Origin of the sequence: Pseudomonas faucium (assembly GCF_021602585.1) — a bacterium.
Lineage (GTDB): Bacteria > Pseudomonadota > Gammaproteobacteria > Pseudomonadales > Pseudomonadaceae > Aquipseudomonas > Aquipseudomonas faucium.
This window is the reverse complement of record NZ_BQIP01000001.1, coordinates 1-19,795: the sequence shown is the minus strand read 5'-3', so window position 1 is coordinate 19,795 and position 19,795 is coordinate 1. Positions and strand designations below refer to the sequence as shown.

Here is a 19,795-nt window from a genome sequence, read left to right as displayed (position 1 = left end):
TAGGCAGTCCTCAGGAACGGAACAAACGGGTGTATTGGGTTTCGTGACGCGATGAGGCAATCGCCAGCAGCGGCAGGCCGCCGCCGAGCTGGTCATCTTCCAGGGCCAGGGCCTGGTCGAGCAGCGCGGGCAAGGCGCCGCTCAACTCTCGCAGCAGCGTCTGCGCCGCCTGCTGGCCGAACGGCACCAGCTTGACGCCGGCCATCACCGCGCCTTCCAGCCAGGCGAAGGCCTGCCCCAGGGCAAGCTGGCGCAGCGGGATCGACCAGTGCACGGCCAGCCAGGCCATGCCGCCCAGCTGGCTGAGTTCCAGGCTGGGGCGCCAGGCCGGGGCCTGGCCCAGTTGCCAGCCATCGAGCAACCGGGCGAAGGCCGAGCCGCGTTGCTGCTCTTCAAGGCGCAGCTCGGCGGTTTCGCGGTTGGCCAGCAGAAAACGGCTCCAGTGGGCGAACGCCTCGGCATCATCGGCCTGGCAGGCGCGGTACAGGCGCGCCAGCACCGGCCAGTCCAGGCAGGCCAGGGTGTCGTGCAGCTGTTCGTGCTGCCAGGCGCTGAAGCCGGCAGCATCTGCCACCCAGCCCGCTTCCACGGCCCACTCCAGGCCCTGCGAGTAGGTGAAGCCACCGACCGGCAGGCCGGGGCTGGCCAGCTGCAGCAGGCGCAGCAATGCCAGGTCGCTGTCCATCAACCGGCCAGCACCAGGGCTGCACCGGCCAGCATGCCGCCGCCGAAGGCTTTCTGCAGGCCGCTATGGCGGCGCAGCAGGCAACCGAGCGCAAAGCCCGCCAGCAGCAACAGGCCGCTGACGGTCACAAAGCCTGCGCTGAACAGCCAGAACGCGCTGGGCGTGGCCTCGACGCCGTGCGCCCAGCCATGGAACAGGGCGAACACCGGCATCGCCAGCGCCAGCAGCAACTGGCGGCTGGGCAACAGCACGGCGGCAGCGGCGACCAGCACCGACACCGCGATCAAGGTTTCCATGCCGAGCACATCGCCGAACAGGTGGCCGCACACCGCGCCCGCGAACATCGCCGCCAGGGTCGCCAGCGGCAGGCTCAGGTTGCGCCGGGTCAGCGCGGCCAGCACGCCGGTCCCCAGCAGCATCAGCAGGTGGTCCAGCCCGGTGAGCGGGTGCAGCAGGCCATCGTGCAGCGGGTTGCTGTCGTGGCCGGGGTGGGCGAAGGCCGGCAGCGCGACCAGCAGCAGAACAAGGGCGAAAGTCTTTTTCATGGGTTACTCCATTGGCGAGGTCAGGAATGGGCGGGCAGGCGCACGAACGGGTGATCGTTACCGTGGCTATGGCTGTGGCTGTGGCTGTGTGCCGCGCTCTGGTAGGCACCGGCTTCCGGCTCGAACGGCGCCTGCTCGGTGTGCACCGTCAGGCCCAGGCCGCGCAGCATGTCGTCGAGCACATGGTCGTGCTGGTAGCGCAGCAGGCCGGGCTCGATCTGCAGCGGCACGTGGCGGTTGCCCAGGTGATAAGCCGCGCGGGCCAGCAGGTGCGGGTCTTGGCAACGCACCGTCGACACCCGTTCGGCTGCGGCTAGCACGCGCACCACCTGCTTGCCCTCGGCATCGGCGAGCAGCTCGCCACCGCGCAGCAGGTGGCCGCGTTCGAGCATCAGGCCCGCTTCGCGGCCGTCGTCGAGGGTCACGCGCAGCCGGCTCTTGATGCGGCTGTCGACGTCCAGGGTCAAGGTGCCGGTGACAGTGCCGGCGGCCGCGATGCGGTGGGTCAGGACAATCATCTTCGCTCCTTCAGAACAGGAAATAACGCTGGGCCAGCGGCAGTTCGCGGGCGGGCTCGCACACCAGCAGCTCGCCATCGGCGCGCACCTGGTAGGTCTGCGCGTCAACTTCGATCAGCGGTTGCAAGGTGTTGTGCAGCATGTCGGCCTTGCGCACCCGCCGGCAGCCATGGGCCACGCCGATCAGGCTGTGCAGGCCAAGCTCCTGGGCCAGGCCGCGGTCCATGGCGGCCTGGGGCAGGAACGTCATGCGCGTGGCATGGCGGGCCGCGCCGAGGGCGCCGAACATCGGCCGGTAGTGCACCGGCTGCGGGGTCGGGATCGAGCCATTGATGTCGCCCATGGGCGCGGTGGCGATCATCCCGCCCTTGATCACCAGCGCGGGCTTGACCGCGAAGAAGGCCGGCGCCCACAGCACCAGGTCGGCCAGCTTGCCCACCTCCACCGACCCGACTTCATGGGCGATGCCATGGGTCAGCGCCGGGTTGATGGTGTACTTGGCGATGTAGCGCTTGACCCGGAAGTTGTCGCTGTAGCTGCTGTCTGGCGCCAGTGGCCCGCGGCGCAGCTTCATCTGGTGCGCGACCTGCCAGGTGCGCAATACCACTTCGCCGACCCGGCCCATGGCCTGGGAGTCGGACGAGGTCATGGCGAAGGCGCCCATGTCGTGCAGGATGTCCTCGGCGGCGATGGTTTCGCGGCGGATGCGCGACTCGGCGAACGCCACGTCCTCGGCGATGCTCGGGTCCAGGTGGTGGCAGACCATGAGCATGTCCAGGTGCTCATCGACCGTGTTGACCGTGTACGGCAGGGTCGGGTTGGTCGAGGACGGCAGCACGTTGGCCTGCCCTGCGGCGCGGATGATGTCTGGCGCATGGCCGCCGCCGGCACCTTCGGTGTGGAAGGTGTGGATGGTGCGCTCGCCGATGGCGGCCAGGGTGTCTTCGATGCAGCCGGACTCGTTGAGGGTGTCGGTGTGGATCGCCACCTGGATGTCCATTTCCTCGGCCACGCCCAGGCAACAGTCGATGGCGGCCGGGGTCGAGCCCCAGTCCTCGTGCAGCTTCAGGCCCACCGCGCCGGCAGCGATCTGCTCGCGCAGGGCCGCAGGACGCGAGGCATTGCCCTTGCCCAGCAGGCCGATGTTGATCGGCAGGCAATCGGCGGCCTGCAGCATGCGCGCCAGGTACCACGGCCCCGGGGTGCAGGTGGTGGCGTTGGTGCCGGTGGCAGGCCCGGTGCCGCCACCGATGAAGGTGGTCACGCCGCTGGTCAGGGCTTCCTCGACCTGCTGCGGGCAGATGAAGTGGATGTGCGAATCGATCCCCCCGGCGGTCACGATCTTGCCTTCGGCGGCAATCACTTCGGTGCCCGGGCCCACCGGCACGGTCACGCCCGGCTGCACGTCGGGGTTGCCGGCCTTGCCGATGGCGGCGATACGCCCGTGCTTGACGCCGATATCGGCCTTGACGATGCCCCAGTGGTCGATGATCAGGGCGTTGGTCAGCACCAGGTCCATGGCCTGGGCGGCCAGCATCTGGCCTTGGCCCATGCCGTCGCGGATGACCTTGCCGCCGCCGAACTTGACCTCTTCGCCATAGATCGTGAAGTCCTTCTCCACCTCCACCCACAACGCGGTGTCGGCCAGGCGCACGCGGTCGCCGACGGTGGGGCCGAACATGTCGGCGTAGGCCCTGCGCGAGAGGCGGCTCATGCCCTGCCCTCCAGCGCGCCCATCACCTTGCCCTGGAAGCCGTAGACCTCGCGCTTGCCGGCATAGGCCACCAGCTGCACGGTACGCGACTGCCCCGGCTCGAAGCGCACGGCGGTGCCGGCCGGGATGTCGAGACGAAAGCCGCGGGTCGCTTCGCGCTCGAACACCAGTGCGTCATTGACCTCGTAGAAGTGGTAATGCGAGCCGACCTGCACCGGCCGGTCACCGTGATTGGCCACGCTGACACTGACCGTGGCACGGCCGACGTTGAGCTCGATGTCGCCGGGGGCGACCTGAATTTCACCTGGGGTCATGCGGGGCTCCTGCGCCAGGTCAGACGATGGGGTCATGCACGGTCACCAGCTTGGTGCCGTCGGGAAAGGTGGCCTCGACCTGCACGTCATGGAGCATCTGGGCAACGCCGTCCATGACCTGCTCACGGCCGATCACCTCGCGGCCCAGGCTCATCAGCTCGGCCACCGTGCGGCCATCGCGGGCGCCCTCGAGCACCGCGGCGCTGATCAGCGCCACCGCTTCGGGGTAGTTGAGCTTCAGGCCACGGGCCAGGCGCCGCTCTGCCAGCAGCGCGGCGGTGAACAGCAGCAGTTTGTCTTTCTCTCTTGGGGTCAGCTCCATGGCGCTCTCTCAAGTGGCCCAGATGCGCGGCGGGCACGCGGGCAGGCCGAGAACGGCCGGGCGCAAGACGTGCCATAAGCGTTGCAGGGTGCGTTGCAGGTGTTGGTTGTCGTGGTCGAGCAGGCGGATCACCAGCAGCGAGCCGAGCAAGGTCGCGCCCGCCGGGGTGCCCAGTTGGTCGAGCAAGGCTCGGGCCTGCTCCAGCACCGCCGGGGTTGCCGGGGCTGCGCAGAAGGTGGCCGTCATCGGATGGCCGCCGAGCTTGGCCAGTTGCCCGCCGCTGATGCGCAGGCGCTCGTGCAAGCCGGGTTCGCCTGGCAGTTCGATGCGCAGGCGGCTGTCCAGCGCGCCCTGGTCGAAGCGCTCGTTCATCACCGGGCGGCCCAGGCACAGGGTTTCCCAGGCCAGCAGGCGGGCACCGGGCTGGAGGGTGAAGCGGCTGTCCAGGCTTGCGCGCGCACCGGAAAACAAGATGCTGTCCTGGGGCAGCCATTCCAGCGTGCTGCCGGCTTGCAGGTGAAAGTGCTGAGCCAGGTACGCGGTGGGGCCGATGCTGCGGTAGAACTTGCTGGCGCCGGGCATGGTCAGCAGCGCGTGGCTACCGGGCTCCAGGTGAATGTCCAGCTCCAGCCGGTCACCGGCGACGATGCCGCCGGGTGGGTGCAGCACATAGACGTGGCAAGGCGCGCCCTCCGGATAGAACGGGCGCTGCACCAAAAGGGGTCCGAAATGACGGCGCGCACCAAGGCGGGTCACGCCGTCGCGTTCAATGAAGCGCAAGTGCAAATGAGCGCTCCATCCTGCATCCCTTTCAGATTTATCTACTTGTACGGCGAGCGACATCCTACAGCCCCCGAATTTCTTGGCCTTTCGGCGCTTTGGAAGGATCAGGCCCCTGCGCTAAAAACGCACCGGGCCTGACCACTCGATCAATTTCGATGGCTGGGATATAGCAGGTAGCGGGCCAACTACGCAGGTGAAGGCAGATGAAATCTTCGCGGCGATGGCTCTGGCGTGGGGCATGCACGCCGCCCGTGCACGCTGCGAACGCGCCGCTTGGCCCCGTTTCGGTGCTGCGCTACAGTCAGCGATCGCCTACGGCCAAGGAACCGCCATGCCCCTCGCCCCCGCCATCCCCGTGCTGCGCATCTTCTCGGTCGACAAGGCCAAGGAGTTCTACCTCGACTTCCTCGGCTTCAGCCTGGATTGGGAGCACCGCTTCAGCCCGGACCTGCCGTTGTATGCGCAGATTCACCGTGAGGGTTTGATCCTGCACCTGAGCGAGCACCATGGCGACGCCTGCCCGGGCTCGACCGTGTTCGCCCGCACCGACGATCTTCTTGCCCTTGAGCGCGAGCTGCTGGCCAAACAGTACGGCTACGCCCGCCCTGAGGCCGAACGGGTGGATTGGGGCTTGCAGATGCAGGTCCGCGATCCTTTTGGCAACCTGCTGCGCTTCTGCCAGCAGATTGGCGATGAGGCCGCGCCATGAAAGCCCTGGGCAAACGCGAACTGGCGCGCCTGGAGCGTGAGCTGGTGGCCTGCCTGACCGACGCCTGCGAAACGGCCAAGGCGCAGATCGTCGGCTTCACCTGGCTCACCCACCGCCTGGACCCTGACCAGTTCCCGGCCAGCCTGCGCATCACCTGGGTGTTCGAACGCGAGGCCGACAAGGCGGCTGCCCTGGCGGGCGATGCCAAGGCGTGCATGCTCAAGCTCACCGCCCAGGCGCTCGACGAGGCCGGCGTGCAGCTCGACCACCCCGCCTGGCACGTGCGCTTCGACAGCGAAGAGGCCTGCGCGCGCAGCCACGGCGGTGACTGGAGCAGCCGGCTGGATGCCAGCCGATAGCATGGCCGTGCCCGGGGCGTCTATCGCCGATATGCACCCTGCGCCTCGCCAATTCGTGACTGGCCGTTCCCGATCCGCGGCGGATGTATTATCGTGGCGTGGTGCGCATATAACAGCAGCCCGAGCGATCGGGCATCTGCAAGACAATCGAGGGTGTCATGAGTAACGAGAGCATTAACTGGGACAAGCTGGGTTTCGACTACATCAAGACCGACAAGCGCTACCTGTCCGTCTGGCGCAATGGCGAGTGGGACAAAGGCACCCTGACCGAAGACAACGTGCTGCACATCAGTGAAGGCTCCACCGCCCTGCACTATGGCCAGCAGTGCTTCGAAGGCCTGAAGGCCTACCGTTGCAAGGACGGCTCGATCAACCTGTTCCGCCCGGACCAGAACGCTGCCCGCATGCAGCGCAGCTGCGCGCGCCTGTTGATGCCGCAGGTGCCGACCGATGTGTTCATCGAAGCCTGCAAGCAAGTGGTCAAGGCCAACGAGAAGTTCGTGCCGCCACATGGCAAAGGTGCCCTGTACCTGCGCCCGTTCGTGATCGGTACCGGCGACAACATCGGCGTGCGCACCGCCCCCGAGTTCATCTTCTCGGTCTTCGCCATCCCGGTTGGCTCGTACTTCAAGGGCGGCATGAAGCCGCACAATTTCCAGATTTCCAGCTTCGACCGCGCGGCCCCGCAGGGCACCGGTGCAGCCAAGGTTGGCGGTAACTACGCGGCCAGCCTGCAACCGGGCGCCGAAGCCAAGAAGGCCAACTTCGCCGACGCCATCTACCTCGACCCGCTGACCCACACCAAGATCGAGGAAGTCGGCTCGGCCAACTTCTTCGGCATTACCGCCAACAACGAGTTCGTCACCCCGAAATCGGCCTCGGTACTGCCAGGCATCACCCGCCTGTCGCTGATGGAACTGGCGCAATCGCGCCTGGGCCTGACCGTGATCGAAGGCGATGTCGAGATCAGCAAGCTCGACCGCTTCATCGAAGCGGGTGCGTGCGGCACCGCTGCCGTGATCACCCCGATCGGTGGCATCGAGTACAACGGCAAGCTGCACGTGTTCCACGACCTGGAAAAGGTCGGCCCGGTTACCCAGAAGCTCTACAACGAGCTGACCGGCATCCAGAGCGGTGACGTCGAAGCGCCAGCAGGCTGGATCGTCAAGGTCGCCTGAGCCGTCGCGTCACGCTGAACACGGGGCATGCCAGTCGCTGGCATGCCCCGTTTTTTTTGCGCCGTTGCAGGCAACAGCCGCCAGATGAATTTTTCTTAAATCGCCGTTTGGCTATTCTTTGGCACAATCAAGTCTCTTTTAGACGCCCAGGAACGAGCATGCCACGCGTACTGACCATCGAAGACGACGCCGTCACCGGCCAGGAAATCGTCGCCGAACTCTCCAGCCACGGTCTGGATGTGGAGTGGGCCGACAACGGCCGCGAGGGCCTGGCCAAGGCCATCGCCGGCGGTTACGACCTGATCACCCTGGACCGCATGCTGCCCGAGGTCGATGGCCTGACGATCGTCACTACCCTGCGCAACCTCAAGATCGCCACGCCGATCTTGATGATCAGCGCCCTCTCCGATGTCGACGAACGTGTGCGCGGCCTGCGGGCCGGCGGTGACGACTACCTGACCAAGCCGTTCGCCTCCGACGAGATGGCCGCCCGGGTGGAGGTGCTGCTGCGCCGCAACAGCGTGCCCATGACCCAGACCCGCCTGCAGGTCGCCGACCTGCAACTGGACCTGATCAGCCATGAGGCCCGCCGCGGCGAGCAGACCCTCAACCTGCTGCCGACCGAATACAAGCTGCTGGAATACCTGATGCGCCACAGCGGCCAGGTGATCACCCGGATGATGATTTTCGAGGAAGTCTGGGGCTACCACTTCGACCCCGGCACCAACCTGATCGACGTGCACATCGGCCGCTTGCGCAAGAAGATCGACTCTCCCGGGCAGTCGCCGCTGATCCGTACGGTACGGGGCTCGGGCTATGCCATTGCTGAACCCGTCTAAGGGCTGGAGCTCTTCGACCAGCCGCCTGCTGGCCCTGTACAGCTTCCTCTTCGTGGCCTGGAGCAGCATCCTCATGGGGGTGCTGTACTTCGAGGTGTCCAGCTACCTGAACAAGCTCACCCGCCACTCCCTGCTGCAGCGCCAGCACCTGTTCGCCCACATGAGCGGCAAACAGCTCGACGACGCACTGATCGCCAGCCAGGCGTTCGAGGAGCGCGCGTTCGATGCCTATGGCCTGTTCGATGCCCAGCTCAACCCGGTAGGTGGGCGCATCCGCGCCATCCCGCCCGGCCTTGGCCTGGATGGCAAGGTGCACGAGCTGCAGCGCTGCCTGGACGCCGACGACCCGCACATGCCACGCGACAGCTGCGATGCCGTGGCGATCAAGGTGCAGGACGGCCGCTGGCTCGTGCTGTTCCGCGACAACGGCTCGCTGTTCGTGGTCACCCGCATCATCCTCGATGCGCTGCTGTGGGGCATTTCCCTGACCCTGATTCCAGGCTTTGCCGGCTGGTACCTGCTGCGCCGCCGGCCGCTCAAGCGCATCCGTGCGATCCAGGCCCAGGCCGAGCTGATCGTTGCCGGCGACCTGACCCATCGCTTGCCGCTGTCGGCACGGCGGGACGAGCTGGACATGCTGGCCGCCATCGTCAACGCCATGCTCGACCGCATCGAGCGGCTGATGCATGAGGTCAAAGGGGTCTGCGACAACATTGCCCATGACCTGCGCACCCCCCTCACCCGCCTGCGCGCCCAGCTCTATCGCATCCGCCAGCAGAGCGCTGCGGATTCGCCGCAAGCCGAGGCGCTGGACCAGGCCATCGGCGAGACCGACACCTTGATGGCGCGCTTTCGCGGCCTGCTGCGCATCAGCGAACTGGAAGACCGCCAGCGCCGCGCCGGCTTCGTCGAGCTCGACCCCCATGACCTGCTGGTAGAGCTGCATGACTTCTACCTGCCGCTGGCCGAGGACGGCGGCATTCGCCTGCAACTGCAGCAGCCTGAGCAGTTGCCTGCCCTGCACGGTGATCGCGAACTGCTGTTCGAGGCACTGGCCAATCTGGTTGGCAATGGCATCAAGTTCACCCCTGAAGGCGGCCAGGTGGCCATTCGTGCCTCACAGGACGAACGAGGGGTGCACATTGCCATCGAGGACAGTGGGCCGGGGATTCCCGAGGAAGAGCGCACGGCGGTGTTAAAGCGCTTCTACCGCAGCGATGAAGGCCATCGGCACCCGGGTTTCGGGCTGGGGTTGTCGATCGTTGCGGCGATCGTCGACCTGCACGGGTTCGGGCTGGAGGTGGGGGAAAGCGAAATGGGTGGGGCCAAGCTGGTGTTGCATTGCCCGTTGGCTGCGTTGGCCAAGTAAGGACTGGGGCTGCGTTGCAGCCCATCGCCGGCAAGCCGGCTCCCACAGGTACAGCACCAGCCTTGCAGGTGCTGCACAAGTCTTGATGTGGGAGCCGGCTTGCCGGCGATGGGGCCGCAAAGCGGCCCCTGGTGCATCGATCAGTCAGCCAGACGCCAGGTAGTGGCGCCCTTACTGTCTTCCAGCACCACGCCCATGGCGGTGAGCTGATCGCGAATGCGGTCGGACTCTGCCCAGTTCTTGTCCGTACGCGCCTGCAGGCGCGCCTGGATCAAGGCTTCCACTTCAGCAGCATCGACTTTGCCTTCGGCACCTGCACGCAGGAAGTCATCGGCCTCCAGCTGCAGCACGCCCAACACGTCACCCAGCTCACGCAGACGAGCAGCCAGGCCGGCAGCGGCGTCCAGGTCGCTGTCGCGCAGGCGGTTGATCTCGCGCACCATGTCGAACAGCACCGCGCAGGCTTCGGGCGTGCCGAAGTCGTCGTTCATCGCCACGCTGAAGCGCTCGACGAACGCCTCGCCACCCTTGGCGGCAACCCGCGGCAGGCCACGCAAGGCATGGTAGAAGCGCTCCAGGGCGCCCTTGGCATCGCGCAGGCTGTCTTCGGAGTAGTTGATGGCGCTGCGGTAGTGGCTGGCCACCAGCAGGTAGCGCACCACCTCGGGGTGATACTTGTCGAGCACGTCGCGGATGGTGAAGAAGTTGTTCAACGACTTGGACATCTTCTCGCCATTGATACGGATCATGCCGCAGTGCATCCAGGCATTGGCGTATTGCTTGCCGGTGGCCGCTTCGCTCTGGGCGATCTCGTTCTCGTGGTGCGGGAACTCAAGGTCGCTGCCGCCACCGTGGATGTCGAAGCTCTCGCCCAGGCAGCAGGTGGACATCACCGAGCACTCGATGTGCCAGCCCGGACGGCCCGGGCCCCATGGCGAATCCCAGTACGGCTCGCCCGGCTTGACGCCCTTCCACAGCACGAAGTCCAGTGGGTCCTGCTTGGCTTCGTCGACTTCGATGCGAGCGCCGATGCGCAGGTCTTCGATCTTCTTGCGCGACAGCTTGCCATAGCCGACGAACTTGCCGACCCGGTAGTACACGTCACCGTTGCCCGGCGCGTAGGCGTAGCCCTTGTCGATCAGGGTCTGGATCATCGCGTGCATGCCGGCGATATGGTCGGTGGCACGCGGCTCCTGGTCCGGCGGCAGGATGTTCAGGCGGCGCTCGTCCTCGTGCATCGCGTCGATCATGCGGGCGGTCAGCGCGTCGAACGATTCACCGTTCTCGTTGGCCCGGTTGATGATCTTGTCGTCGATGTCGGTGATGTTGCGCACATAGGTCAGCTCGTAGCCGCTCTTGCGCAGCCAGCGGGTGACCAGGTCGAAGGCCACCATGCTGCGGCCGTGGCCAAGGTGGCAGTAGTCGTACACGGTCATGCCGCACACGTACATGCGCACCTTGTTGCCATCGAGCGGCTTGAAGGCTTCCTTGGTCTTGCTCAGCGTGTTGTAGATGTTAAGCACGGCGGTTCCTTAGCTGCCCCAGGAGTCACGCAGGGTGACGGTGCGGTTGAACACCGGGCGGCCCGGCTGGCTGTCCTTGATGTCGGCGCAGAAGTAGCCTTCGCGCTCGAACTGGAAGCGGTCTTCAGGTTGCGCCTGGCCCAGCGATGGCTCGGCGCGGCAGCCGCTCAGCACTTGCAGCGAATCGGGGTTGATGTTGTCCAGGAAGCTGCCGCCGTCCTCGGTCTTTTCCGGGTTCGGCGAGCGGAACAGGCGATCGTACAGGCGCACTTCGCATTCGACGCTGGCCTCGGCCGGCACCCAGTGGATCACGCCCTTGACCTTGCGCCCTTCCGGGTTCTTGCCCAGGGTGTCCGGGTCGTAGGAGCAGCGCAGCTCGACGATGTTGCCGTCGCCATCCTTGATCGCCTCGTCGGCGCGGATCACGTAGCTGCCACGCAGGCGCACTTCGCCGGCCGGCTCCAGGCGCTTGTAGCCTTTTGGCGGCTCTTCCATGAAGTCGTCGCGGTCGATGTAGATTTCACGGGCGAATGGCAGCACGCGCACGCCCATGTCTTCTTTCGGGTGACGTGGCAGTTCGAGCTGCTCGACCTGGCCCTCAGGGTAGTTGGTGATGACCACCTTCAGTGGGCGCAGCACGCACATGGCGCGCGGTGCGGTGCGGTCCAGGTCGTCGCGGATGCTGAACTCGAGCATCGACATGTCGACCACGCCGTCGGAGCGGTTGGTACCGACCATCTCGCAGAAGTTGCGGATCGAGGCCGGGGTGTAGCCGCGGCGGCGGAAGCCCGACAGGGTCGACATGCGCGGGTCGTCCCAGGCGCTGACGTGCTTCTCGTCGACCAGCTGCTTGAGCTTGCGCTTGGAGGTGATGGTGTAGTTCAGGTTCAGGCGGCTGAACTCGTACTGGCGCGGGTGCGCCGGCACCGGCAGGTTGTCGAGGAACCAGTCGTACAGCGGGCGGTGGCCTTCGAACTCCAGGGTGCAGATCGAGTGGGTGATGCCTTCGATGGCATCGGACTGACCATGGGTGAAGTCGTAGTTGGGGTAGATGCACCACTTGTCACCGGTCTGGTGGTGGTGGGCGTGGCGGATGCGATAGAGGATCGGGTCGCGCAGGTTCATGTTCGGCGAGGCCATGTCGATCTTGGCGCGCAGCACGCGCTCGCCGTCCTTGAACTCGCCGGCCTTCATGCGTGCGAACAGGTCCAGGTTCTCTTCGACGCTGCGCTCGCGGAACGGGCTGTTCTTGCCAGGCTCGGTCAGGCTGCCGCGGTAGGCCTTGGCTTGATCAGGGGTCAGGTCGCAGACATAGGCCTTGCCACGCTTGATCAGTTCCACCGCCCAGTCGTGCAGCTGGTCGAAGTAGTTCGAGGCATAACGCACCTCGCCGGCCCAGTCGAAGCCCAGCCATTTGACGTCGCTCTGGATGGCGTCGATGTATTCCTGGTCTTCCTTGGCCGGGTTGGTGTCGTCGAAGCGCAGGTGACAGACGCCGCCGAACTCCTTGGCCAGGCCGAAGTTGACGCAGATCGACTTGGCGTGGCCGATGTGCAGGTAGCCGTTGGGCTCCGGCGGGAAGCGGGTGACGATGCTGCTGTGCTTGCCCGAGTCCAGGTCGGCCTGGATGATCGGCCGCAGGAAGTTCGCAGGGACGGCGGGAGCGCCTTTGGCAGCGGCGTTGGGCGCGTTGTCGGCAGTGGGCTTGCTCATAGGATCCTTGAATGCACGTGTCCGGCCTGGGTAGGCCGATTGAATCAAAGGGCCTATCATAGCCGAAGCAGTCAAGCTGCTGACAGCCGGGCACCGACAAACTGGTGCGTTTTCTTGCAAGCCGTGCAAAATGGCCGACGCGCACCATGTGTCGCGGCTGCCGGATCCTGCGTCAGGTGTTAACCCGCGCACTGCGCCCCCTATTTCGATTGCCTTGAAAGAGCGAGTTTCAGCATGTCCAAAGTCAAACTGACCACCAACCACGGCGAGATCGTCATTCAACTGAACGCCGAAAAGGCGCCGCTGACCACCGAAAACTTCGTTCAGTACGTCAAGGAAGGCCACTACGACGGCACCGTGTTCCACCGTGTGATCAAGGGCTTCATGATCCAGGGCGGCGGTTTCGAAGCTGGCATGAACCAGAAGAAAACCCGCGCCAGCATCCAGAACGAAGCCGACAACGGCCTGAAGAACACCAAGTACAGCATCGCCATGGCCCGCACCATGGAGCCGCACTCGGCTTCGGCGCAGTTCTTCATCAACGCCTCCGACAACGACTTCCTCAACCACAGCGGCAAGAACGTGCAGGGCTGGGGCTACGCCGTGTTCGGCGAAGTGACCGAAGGCCGTGAAATCGTCGATGCCATCGAAAAAGTCGCCACCGGTTCCAAGGCCGGCCACCAGGACGTACCGAAAGACGACGTGATCATCGAGAAAGCCGAGATCATTGAGTGATCCTGCTGATCTCTGATCTGCACCTGCAAGAAGAACGCCCGGACATTACCCGGGCGTTTCTTGATCTGCTCGACGGCCGCGCGCGGCATGCAACGGCCTTGTACATCCTCGGCGACTTCTTCGAAGCGTGGATCGGCGACGATGCCATGACGCCCTTCCAGCAGTCGATCTGCCAGGCCCTGCGCCAGCTCAGCGACAGCGGCACGGCCATCTACCTGATGCACGGTAACCGGGATTTCCTGATTGGCCAGGACTTCTGCAAGGCGGCCGGCTGCACCCTGCTCGCGGACCCCAGCGTGATCACCCTGGGCGGCGAGCAGGTGCTGCTGATGCATGGCGACACCTTGTGTACCCGCGATGTCGGCTACATGAAGATGCGCCGTTACCTGCGTAACCCGCTGACCCTGTGGGTGCTGCGCCACTTGCCGCTGGCCACGCGCCACAAGCTGGCGCGCAAGCTGCGCAGCGAAAGCCGCGCCAAGGTACAGATGAAGGCCAATGAAATCGTCGACGTCACGCCTGAGGAAGTGCCCAAGGTGATGGCGGCGCACGGTGTGCGCACGCTGGTGCACGGCCATACCCACCGCCCGGCGATCCACAAGCTGGTGGTGGACGGTGAGCCGGCGCGGCGCATCGTGCTGGGGGACTGGGACCGGCGGGGCTGGACCCTGCAGGTGGACGGCCAGGGCTTTGCCCTGGAGCCGTTCGAGTTCTCCTGAAGCCCCCATCGCCGGCAAGCCGGCTCCCACAGATACACCGCATGCCTTGAAGCCTGCGGCGAACCTGTGGGAGCCGGCTTGCCGGCGATGAGGCCAGTGCGGCATTCAGCTCAAGGCTGGCTCGCCACAACCCCCTTGTCCCGCTCGCTGATCACATACTGGCGGTACTCAGGGTCAGCCTTGATCTGCGCCTCGGTAAACGGCATCGGCGCCAGTTGCTTGGCCGAGAAGGCCTTGGTCTGGTCGCTGGCATGCGCCGAACCCGCTTCGCTGGACTGCGAAAACGCCAGCAAACCTCGCGCCTGCGGCCCCTGATCGGTGAAGCTGACCAGCTGCAAGTAGCTGGTACCACTGACCACCAGCCGCTTGCCCGGCCCCTGCGGCACGCTGAAGATCGCGTTGTATACCCCAAGCCCCTGCGGGCCACCCGGCACCGGCGTACCATCGGCCGCCTGCTGGATCTGCCCCCACTGGCTGCCCTGCTCCACCCCGGATTTGGCCACCTGCTGCAGTGAAGCCAGCGCTGCTTCGTGCAGCAACTTGGCCACGGCCGCCTGTTCGAACGCCAGGCCACGCGGGGTGTGTTGCGGGTCTGCCGGGTCGAACGCAACCCGCCAGCTTTGTGGCTGCTTGGCCAGCGCCTCGACCATGTTGCCAAAGTGCACCAGGCCAATGCCGCTGTTCAGGTCAGCCTTGCCATTCCATGCCGCCAGGCTTGCACACACCGCCTGCACATCCGCCTGGGCGTCCTTGCACCACTGCAGCAGGTCGGGCAGCACCAGGCTTGCCAGGTACACCTCGTCATCCAGCACCATGCGCTGCAGGTCGTCGACGCCCAGCTTGGCGTTGCCCTGCAGGCGCTGCAGGGCAAAGCGCCCGCGCATGCCCAGCGGCTGGTCATCGCGGCTGATCAGCGGCGAAAAACCGGTCAGCGGTTGGGCCGGGTTGGCCATGCGCGCGGGGTCGTTGGAGTTCTGCACGAAGTCGCTGCGCTCCAGCTGAGGCAGCATGTGCGCCGGGAAGATACCCGGCTGCGCGGCTTGGGCATCGACCTTCCACTGGCACGCGCTGCGCGAGCCATCGAGCACCACCAGCGGCCCTTGCGCGGCCGGGTTGCTGCACTGGCTCAACAGTTGCTGGTCGACGTAAGGCACCACCGACTGGTTCAGGTACAGCGCCCGGCCGCCCTCATCCACCGCCAGGGTATTGACCCAGGGGATGCCTTGCAGCTGCGAGATGGAACCCTTCAAGGCATCGAGGCTGTCAGCCCGGTTGATGCGGTACCACTGCTGCAGCACGCGGGTGTTGTCCAGGTTGGCATCGCGCAGGCTGTAGGCGGCCTGGGTGTCCCAGTCCAGGCGCCCCGGCCACTGCACCACGGGCCCGAACTGCGAACTGTAGACCTGGCGCTGCACCTGGCTGAGGGTGCCGTCGGCGGCCTTCACGGTCACGCTGACGGCCTGGCGTGCCAGCGGCAGCGACTGGCCATCGAGCAGGTAGCGGGTCGGGTCCTTCGGGTCCAGTTGCAGGCGGTAAAGAGTGAAGTGCTTGGACGTATCGACCGTGTGCGTCCACGCCAGGTGCCGGTTGAAACCGATGTTCACCACCGGCAGGCCGGGCAATGCGGCTCCCATCACGTCCAGCTGGCCGGGAATGGTCAACTGCATCTGGTAGAAACGCATCCCGCCCATCCACGGGAAGTGCGGGTTGGCCAGCAACAGGCCGCGGCCATTGGCCGAGCGTTGCCCACCGACTGCCACGGCATTGCTGCCGCGCTCGGCGGCAAAACGCTGCTGTTGCGCCAAGGCCGCACCAAAGCTGGCCGTTGGCTGCTGGCTGGCCAGCTGTGGCGGCTGCGCTGCCGCCACCGCCTCGGCAAACTGGCCGACGCCGCCCTCGGCCAACAGCCGGCGCGTCAGTTTCACCAGGTCCAGGCTGGTGATGGGCCGCAGCCATTCGCCCGTCCCGCACTCGGCCGGCAGGCCCTGGCTGCGACGCTCGCCCAGAGCCCGGTTGAAGCCGCTGGCATAACCTTCGAGCAAATCACGCACCGGCGCCGGCTGCGCCTGGAGGAAGGCGTTCACGGCAACGGGGCTATTGAGCCAGGTGAAGAACAGGTCACTGGCCAGGTTGTCACGCTGCTCGAGGGTCTTGGCCTGGGCACCGAAAAAGCGCGAGCGCTCGCCGTTGACCGTCAATACCTCGTTGGCCAGCAGGCACAGGTTGTCCTGGCCATAGGCATAGCCGATGCCGTAGCCCAGGCCGCGCTCATCCTTGGCCACGATATGCGGGACGCCGAAACTGGTGCGGCGGATCTGTGCGCTGGCATCGGCGCTGGCTTCCCGCGCTTGGGCGGCAAGGCTGGAGGTGACCAGGGCAGCCGCCAGGCCTGCACAGGTCAAGGGACGCGAAATCGACAACACGGGCATTCCTCGGATTCAGGGGTCATTTCCGATCAGACGAATGGCTGGATGAAAATTTTACGCAGGGCAGGCAGGACAATCGTCTTTATGCAGACGGCAAGGCATCTTTTTTTTCACCAAGGCTGCAGATTTGCCGATCTCATTCGTCCTACTAAGTGAGGCACCCATGTTTCGGGACAGTCCACGAAAAGGAGCATTCACATGTACAACCCGCAACCCTCGATGCACACCGGGCAGGCACCGGCAAAAGCGGCCCTGGGCAAGGACAGCGGCGGCGACGAGCGTGTCGGCAACGAGCTGATTCGCGAGTTGCTGCGTGCCTATGGCCTGCGTACCAGCCTGATCCGCCTGAAGGTCATCGATGCCTTGCACAGCGCCGACCGCACCGGCCGCAGCATTGGTGTACGCGGGGTGCACGCACAGCTCGAGCAACTGGACATCCCGCTGTCGTTTCTCAGCGTGCGCGAGGTGCTCAAGCGCCTTTGCGCGGAAGGAGTGATCAGCCTGGGCAGCGACAAGTGCTACAGCCTCGACCCCCAGGCGCGGGCCATGCTCGAGCAACCCTGCGCGCGCTGATGGCACGGCCGGCCAATGCTGGCCGGCCGGTAGGCGTCAAGGCTTGACCTTGCGCCGCAGAATCCCGTTGATCACCACCACGACCACGGCAATGGCGATGGCCAGCATCTGGAAGGTCTGCTCGCTGATCGTGCCCTGCTTCTGCAGATGGGAGAGGCCCAGCATGAGGCCCAGCACCACCAGGATGATCAGGACTGAGTATTTGAGGCGCTGCACGTGTGTCATTGAAAGGTCCTTGCAACATCGGAGTCAGATGGCTCGCCGCGAGCCGCGGCAATGATACAACGGCCACGGCCACCGGCGCTGCATTTCCTGCTTAGCGTGGCGCGGCCGAGCTGAAAGCATGGGTTTCCCCCTACCCATGCTGGAGCCACCATGCTCAAACCGGCGCTGTTCATCCTGCTGCTGCTCCCCACCCTGCCCGTTCACGCCCTCGACCCCCGACACACCGCGCCCGAGCGACTGCTCAAGCTGGGCGAGCAACTGGCGGCCAGCGCGGGCGCCAGCCAGTGGCAACAGATGTGGCAGCGCACCCGCGCGGCCGGCCACTTCCAGGCGCAGGCCACGCTGGCGCATTTCGTCATTGAGCAGGCGCGGTTGCCGAAACTGGCCCAGCTCACCCTGGCCCGGGCCGACCAGGTCCAGGCCCTGAGCGACAGCGTGGCACGCTATCGACGCCACTTCCCCGATCAGCCCATCGGCTTGCGCGGTGAACAGGTGCTTTACGCCCTTTGCCTGGAGGTCGACTGGCGCACGCTGCCTGTCGCGATGGCCGACCGCCCGCACGCCTACCTCCCCAGCGCACGCCTGCTGGGCAGCTATCCCTGCAGGTAACTAGAGGTTCAGGTACCCATGAGGGTTTTGGCAAAAGCACCTCACGAGAAATCAAGGCTTGCAGCGCCTCTTTGAGGGCATGTCCTACACGCGGAGAAATCGCTGCCTGCAACTTGCGCTCACCAAGGCTACAAGCACCGCACCACTTGGCGCCTAGCGACAGCCTTCGTCGGTCACTGAGAATCAACCCCACGCCAACGGCACGCCGCCGCTGGCGCCACCGACCCGCCATCACGGGCCTTCGAAGCAATCGCGCCCCATCCACCGCGAGGAAGCCTCACATGGAATTTCCAGACCTCTCCGCCATCGACATCAGCCAGCTGCCCCATTCGCTGCAGGCGCTGATCGAATGCATCGGCATCGAGAACGCCTACCAGCTGACCTGCGCCTATGGCGGCAGGCCCAAGTACATCCCCAAGCACCGAGAGCGCAGCAAACTCGCCGAACTGCTGCCAGGCGACGCGCTGGACGCGCTGATCAAGCGTTTTGCCGGCGTGGCCCTGGAAATCCCCAAGGCTGACCATTTCGTGCGCCAGCTGCGCAACCTGCAGATCCAGAAAGAAAGCGCCGATGGCCTGTCCCGCAGCCTGCTGGCCGACAAGTACGGCCTGAGCCTGCGGCAAATCGGCAATATCCGCCGCCAGGAACCTTGCGTTCGCTGAGCGCCCGTCCATGACCGCTATCAGTCGTGCCCAAGCCACTCACAGAGAGAACCCCCACCATGTCCATCGACTCCAGCCTGATCGGTTCCGTCGTCAATGCCCTGCCCATGGACCGGATGATTGCCGGCCCCCTGCAAGCCATGGTCCAGGCCCAGGTGACCGCCAGCAAATCCTATGCAGACTTCCTCATGCAGGTGTGCATCCAGGATGGCAAGGCGGTCGCCATCCAGTTCGACTACGACGAGACCATCGTCAACGAACAGGGCGAATACCAGGGCATTGCCAGCAAGACCCTGAAAGTGCCGCTGGTAGCGGCCATCACCCACCCCAACATCACCATCGAGGAGGGCACTGTCGAGTTCGAGCTGACCATCAGCCAGATGGCCGAAGACGTCAGTGAATCGAACAAGAGCGGCGAGATTGCTGCTTCGCTGGGTTGGGGGCCATTCAAGCTGGATGCCAAAGGCAGCATCAGCCATAAATCGACGCAAACTCGCAAGACCGACACCCGCGCCCGCTACGCCTTCCGCACCACCTTGCGGCGCCAGGACCCACCCGAGGCGATGATGCGGGTGATCGACTTCCTCACCGACGCCGCCGTCAAGCCCACCGTGGTCAAAGGTACGGCCCTGCAGAGCCCGGACACGATCTCATCAGCCGACACCCTCAAAGATGAGGCGGCAAGCAGCAAGCCCGCCGTGAACGCGCCCGAACCAGCGCCGAGCCAGGCGTAAAAGCCATCCCCTTGCGCACCCCACTGGTTTCAGCGGGGTGCCGAAAAGCCAGGAGCCCGTTGATTGGAACAGCCAGCCGCCCCCATGACTGCCATTGACCTGCGCGATATCACCCGCGGCCTGCAAGAGGCTGCTGCCGCTGCCAACAGCCTGATCGCCCAGCAGTACATCAACCTGTTCGACCAGTTCTTCGATTGCGACAGCGAGGCCCTCGGCGCGCCGATGAAAGCCAGGATGGTCGAGGTGGCGATGGACGATCAGCACGTGATGCGCGTGCCCCTGTTCGCCCTGATAGCCCCCAAGGGCCTTGCCCTGGAGCGCATGCAGGTCGACCTCTCGGTGCGCGTCAACGGCACGCAGGCGCGCCAGCAACTGGAAGCCGAGTCGCAAAACGCCAGCAGCGCCAACTTCAAGGTCACCATCGGTGCCCAGGGCCGTCAGGGCGAGGCGCGGGACCCCGATGAAGTGCAGATCCGCATCCAGTTCCAGGCCACCGAACCGCCAGAGGCGCTCAACCGCCTGATCGAGGAATACACCAAGC

The 19,795-nt window shown here is 65.4% G+C and carries 23 protein-coding genes; 12 read left to right on the top strand and 11 right to left on the bottom strand.

What is annotated here, in order from left to right:
- Positions 1-10 precede the first annotated feature (10 nt).
- The 7 genes from L6D75_RS00115 to L6D75_RS00085 are packed head-to-tail and all read right to left on the bottom strand — an operon-like array spanning position 11 to position 4,941.
- Positions 11-685, bottom strand: coding sequence for an urease accessory protein UreF (locus L6D75_RS00115; RefSeq protein WP_176517962.1), 675 nt, complete (start codon positions 683-685; stop codon positions 11-13).
- A complete protein-coding gene (locus L6D75_RS00110) occupies positions 685-1,230 on the bottom strand; it encodes a HupE/UreJ family protein (protein ID WP_176517961.1) in 546 nt (181 codons plus the stop codon). The genes L6D75_RS00115 and L6D75_RS00110 overlap by 1 nt, the downstream gene beginning before the upstream one ends.
- 20 nt (positions 1,231-1,250) lie before the next feature.
- Complete coding sequence (gene ureE, locus L6D75_RS00105; RefSeq protein ID WP_176517960.1) at positions 1,251-1,748, bottom strand: urease accessory protein UreE; 498 nt, start codon at positions 1,746-1,748, stop codon at positions 1,251-1,253.
- Positions 1,749-1,758: 10 nt separating this feature from the next.
- A complete protein-coding gene (gene ureC, locus L6D75_RS00100) occupies positions 1,759-3,462 on the bottom strand; it encodes an urease subunit alpha (protein ID WP_236193284.1) in 1,704 nt (567 codons plus the stop codon).
- The gene (locus L6D75_RS00095) at positions 3,459-3,776 is read right to left on the bottom strand and encodes an urease subunit beta (protein ID WP_176518151.1); all 318 of its coding nucleotides are present in this window, start codon (positions 3,774-3,776) and stop codon (positions 3,459-3,461) included. The genes ureC and L6D75_RS00095 overlap by 4 nt, the downstream gene beginning before the upstream one ends.
- Positions 3,777-3,795: 19 nt before the next feature.
- On the bottom strand, positions 3,796-4,098 hold the full coding sequence (locus tag L6D75_RS00090; protein WP_236193281.1) for an urease subunit gamma: 303 nt from the start codon (positions 4,096-4,098) through the stop codon (positions 3,796-3,798).
- Between the two features lie 9 nt (positions 4,099-4,107).
- Positions 4,108-4,941 (bottom strand): urease accessory protein UreD, encoded by an 834-nt coding sequence (locus L6D75_RS00085; protein ID WP_236193280.1) that lies wholly within the window; start codon positions 4,939-4,941, stop codon positions 4,108-4,110.
- A 271-nt stretch (positions 4,942-5,212) separates the two neighbouring features.
- Here L6D75_RS00085 and L6D75_RS00080 point away from each other — a divergent pair, with 271 nt between their 5' ends.
- From L6D75_RS00080 to L6D75_RS00060, 5 genes are all read left to right on the top strand, one after another.
- A complete protein-coding gene (locus tag L6D75_RS00080; protein ID WP_176518163.1) occupies positions 5,213-5,590 on the top strand; it encodes a glyoxalase superfamily protein in 378 nt (125 codons plus the stop codon).
- Positions 5,587-5,949 carry a hypothetical protein gene (locus L6D75_RS00075; RefSeq protein WP_236193279.1) on the top strand — a complete coding sequence of 121 codons (363 nt, stop codon included), beginning with the start codon at positions 5,587-5,589 and terminating at the stop codon, positions 5,947-5,949. Before L6D75_RS00080 ends, L6D75_RS00075 begins: the two co-directional genes overlap by 4 nt.
- A gap of 158 nt (positions 5,950-6,107) precedes the next feature.
- Positions 6,108-7,127: a branched-chain amino acid aminotransferase gene (locus L6D75_RS00070; RefSeq protein ID WP_110747584.1), complete on the top strand. Its 1,020-nt coding sequence runs from the start codon at positions 6,108-6,110 to the stop codon at positions 7,125-7,127.
- A gap of 158 nt (positions 7,128-7,285) precedes the next feature.
- A complete protein-coding gene (locus tag L6D75_RS00065; RefSeq protein WP_236193278.1) occupies positions 7,286-7,966 on the top strand; it encodes a response regulator transcription factor in 681 nt (226 codons plus the stop codon).
- Positions 7,944-9,335, top strand: coding sequence for a sensor histidine kinase (locus L6D75_RS00060; protein WP_236193277.1), 1,392 nt, complete (start codon positions 7,944-7,946; stop codon positions 9,333-9,335). Before L6D75_RS00065 ends, L6D75_RS00060 begins: the two co-directional genes overlap by 23 nt.
- 140 nt (positions 9,336-9,475) lie before the next feature.
- Here L6D75_RS00060 and cysS read toward each other — a convergent pair whose 3' ends face one another.
- Together cysS and L6D75_RS00050 are read right to left on the bottom strand one after the other, a co-directional pair.
- Positions 9,476-10,858 carry a cysteine--tRNA ligase gene (gene cysS / locus L6D75_RS00055; RefSeq protein WP_236193276.1) on the bottom strand — a complete coding sequence of 461 codons (1,383 nt, stop codon included), beginning with the start codon at positions 10,856-10,858 and terminating at the stop codon, positions 9,476-9,478.
- A gap of 9 nt (positions 10,859-10,867) precedes the next feature.
- Positions 10,868-12,571 (bottom strand): glutamine--tRNA ligase/YqeY domain fusion protein, encoded by a 1,704-nt coding sequence (locus L6D75_RS00050; protein WP_236193275.1) that lies wholly within the window; start codon positions 12,569-12,571, stop codon positions 10,868-10,870.
- Positions 12,572-12,805: 234 nt separating this feature from the next.
- Between L6D75_RS00050 and L6D75_RS00045 the strand changes: the two genes are divergently transcribed.
- Positions 12,806-13,306: a peptidylprolyl isomerase gene (locus L6D75_RS00045; RefSeq protein WP_236193274.1), complete on the top strand. Its 501-nt coding sequence runs from the start codon at positions 12,806-12,808 to the stop codon at positions 13,304-13,306.
- Positions 13,303-14,025, top strand: a complete 723-nt coding sequence (gene lpxH, locus L6D75_RS00040; protein WP_236193272.1) for a UDP-2,3-diacylglucosamine diphosphatase — start codon at positions 13,303-13,305, stop codon at positions 14,023-14,025. The genes L6D75_RS00045 and lpxH overlap by 4 nt, the downstream gene beginning before the upstream one ends.
- A 110-nt stretch (positions 14,026-14,135) precedes the next feature.
- Here lpxH and pvdQ read toward each other — a convergent pair whose 3' ends face one another.
- Positions 14,136-16,454, bottom strand: coding sequence for a bifunctional acylase PvdQ (pvdQ, locus tag L6D75_RS00035; protein ID WP_236193269.1), 2,319 nt, complete (start codon positions 16,452-16,454; stop codon positions 14,136-14,138).
- Between the two features lie 195 nt (positions 16,455-16,649).
- Between pvdQ and L6D75_RS00030 the strand changes: the two genes are divergently transcribed.
- Positions 16,650-17,024, top strand: a complete 375-nt coding sequence (locus L6D75_RS00030) for a fe2+ zn2+ uptake regulation protein (RefSeq protein ID WP_176518360.1) — start codon at positions 16,650-16,652, stop codon at positions 17,022-17,024.
- Between the two features lie 36 nt (positions 17,025-17,060).
- Here the strand turns inward: L6D75_RS00030 and L6D75_RS00025 are convergent, their stop codons facing one another.
- Positions 17,061-17,249, bottom strand: a complete 189-nt coding sequence (locus tag L6D75_RS00025) for a hypothetical protein (protein ID WP_172229109.1) — start codon at positions 17,247-17,249, stop codon at positions 17,061-17,063.
- A 150-nt stretch (positions 17,250-17,399) separates the two neighbouring features.
- On the opposite strand from L6D75_RS00025, the gene L6D75_RS00020 reads away from it, so the two are divergent.
- The 4 genes from L6D75_RS00020 to L6D75_RS00005 all read left to right on the top strand — a co-directional run.
- Entirely contained in the window at positions 17,400-17,858 is a 459-nt protein-coding gene (locus L6D75_RS00020; protein ID WP_236193266.1) for a hypothetical protein, read from the top strand.
- 281 nt (positions 17,859-18,139) lie between these two features.
- Positions 18,140-18,520, top strand: a complete 381-nt coding sequence (locus L6D75_RS00015; RefSeq protein ID WP_236193264.1) for a Mor transcription activator family protein — start codon at positions 18,140-18,142, stop codon at positions 18,518-18,520.
- 59 nt (positions 18,521-18,579) lie between these two features.
- Positions 18,580-19,254: a DUF2589 domain-containing protein gene (locus tag L6D75_RS00010; RefSeq protein ID WP_176518277.1), complete on the top strand. Its 675-nt coding sequence runs from the start codon at positions 18,580-18,582 to the stop codon at positions 19,252-19,254.
- An 84-nt stretch (positions 19,255-19,338) separates the two neighbouring features.
- Positions 19,339-19,795, top strand: a 457-nt coding sequence (locus L6D75_RS00005; RefSeq protein WP_236193262.1) for a DUF2589 domain-containing protein, incomplete at its 3' end; no start/stop codon positions are given.